Source organism: Micrococcus sp. MS-ASIII-49, assembly GCF_000946635.1.
GTDB lineage: Bacteria > Actinomycetota > Actinomycetes > Actinomycetales > Micrococcaceae > Micrococcus > Micrococcus luteus.
Map to the genome: position 1 here is coordinate 1 of NZ_JXSP01000155.1, position 1,462 is coordinate 1,462.

1 protein-coding gene is annotated in these 1,462 nt (G+C 74.1%); it reads left to right on the forward strand.

Annotated features, from left to right (window positions below; genetic code table 11):
• The first annotated feature begins 231 nt into the window (after positions 1–231).
• Positions 232–1,362 carry an oxidoreductase gene (locus SJ20_RS10175; RefSeq protein WP_044659077.1) on the forward strand — a complete coding sequence of 377 codons (1,131 nt, stop codon included), beginning with the start codon at positions 232–234 and terminating at the stop codon, positions 1,360–1,362.
• The last annotated feature ends 100 nt before the right edge of the window (positions 1,363–1,462 follow it).

The window sequence follows — 1,462 nt, forward strand, 5'->3', positions numbered from 1 at the left end:
GGATTCGAACCCCTGACCTTCTGCATGCCATGCAGACGCGCTACCAACTGCGCCATACCCCCAGGTGGGTGGTGACTCCGTTCCCGGCGGGCCGGCCGGAGCACCTGGATAGGATACCCAGCCTGCGGCGGCCGTGCAAACCGGCCCGGCGGCGTCGATGGACCGCCGCGGCCCCACGGCCTAGCGTGCAGGGGACGCCCCCATGCCCGCCGCCAGACCAGGAGGTCCTGCATGTCCCGCACTGACGCACCGATCCGCACCGCCCTGATCGGCTATGGGTTCGCCGGGAAGACGTTCCACGTCCCCCTGCTCCACGCCACGGAGGGACTCGCTCTCACCCATGTCGTCTCGAGCCGCCCGGACGCGGTGCACGCGGATCTGCCGGACGTCGTCGTGGTGCCCGACGTGGACGCGCTCCTGGCGTGGCACGACGTGGACCTCGTGGTGATCGCCGCCCCGAACGACCAGCACACGCCGCTCGCGCGCGCCGCCCTCAGGGCGGGCAGGCACGTGGTGGTGGACAAGCCGTTCACGCTGAGTCTCGCCGAGGCGCGGGAGCTGCGCGACCTCGCGGCCGAGACGGGGCGGGTGCTGCGGGTGTTCCAGAACCGCCGCTTCGACAGCGACTTCCTGGGCATCGCCGAGCTCGTCCGCTCCGGCCGGCTCGGAGACGTCGTCCACCTCGAGTCCCGGATCGACCGCTTCCGCCCGACCGTCCGGAGCCGCTGGCGGGAAGCCTCGGTGCCCGGGGGCGGCATCTGGTTCGACCTCGGACCGCACCTGGTCGACCAGGCGCTCCTGCTCTTCGGCGTCCCCGAACGCGTGGACGCCGACCTCGCGGCCCTGCGTCCGGGTGCCCCGGTCGAGGACTGGGCGCACTGCGTGCTGCAGTATCCGGGCCGGCGCGTGGTCCTGCAGGCGTCGATGCTCGTGGCCGGCGGCAGCCCGCGCTTCGCGGTCCACGGCACGCGTGGCACCGCGGTGAAGGAACTGCCGGATCAGCAGGAGGCGCAGCTGCGCGCGGGTCTGCTCCCCGGCGCCGAGGGCTGGGGCGTCGACCCGGACCCGATCCTCCTGCACGACGGGGAGGGGAACACCGAGCGCGTCCCCGCGCCCACCGGAGCCCAGCAGCGGTCCTACACGGGTGTGCGCGACGCGATCCTGGGCCGCCCGAACGGTGACGCCGCCACCCCCGACCAGGCCGTCGCCGTGATGGCGGTGCTCGAGGCCGCCGTCGCCTCGGCGCGGGAGGGCCGTGCGGTGGAACCCGCACTCACGGCGGTCGAGCGCGCCGCGTACCCCGGCGTGTCCCCCGCACCGACCGCGGCGGAGCGACATCACCGCAGTGCCGCAGCGCGGTGATGTCGCAGGGCGGCGGTCGCCGCCCGGGCCCGCACGGGAGCCCGACGACGACGAAGGCCCGGTCCGTACGGACCGGGGGGATTCGAACCCCTGACCTTCT